Origin of the sequence: Arthrobacter sp. M4 (assembly GCF_020251205.1) — a bacterium.
GTDB lineage: Bacteria > Actinomycetota > Actinomycetes > Actinomycetales > Micrococcaceae > Arthrobacter.
In genome coordinates this window covers 1-216 of sequence record NZ_JAIWYX010000091.1, presented here as the reverse complement: position 1 = coordinate 216, position 216 = coordinate 1, and the positions used below count along the sequence as shown (strand labels likewise).

1 protein-coding gene is annotated in these 216 nt (G+C 63.4%); it reads left to right on the top strand.

Annotated elements, in window-relative coordinates; all coding sequences use genetic code 11:
• Positions 1-216 (top strand): hypothetical protein (locus LD110_RS23535; RefSeq protein WP_225502351.1); only part of this gene is annotated, 216 nt, incomplete at both ends.

The following is a 216-nucleotide window of genomic DNA, read 5'->3' as shown; positions in this document are numbered from 1 at the left end:
TCCTGAACTATCCCGACCGAATAGAACCCCACCTAAACCGATAAGAATTCCACCCCACGTACACAAACAACTTGACAGGCTCCGCGCCCTGGCCCGCGCGGAGGAAGCCATCACCGAGGAACTGAACACCGAGGAATTATCCCGGCGGCGTGGGTCCCAGCCGGTGCGGTTCGGCGGGAACGAGGCCCACGCCCTGGCCGTGTCCGAGGTCGCCAC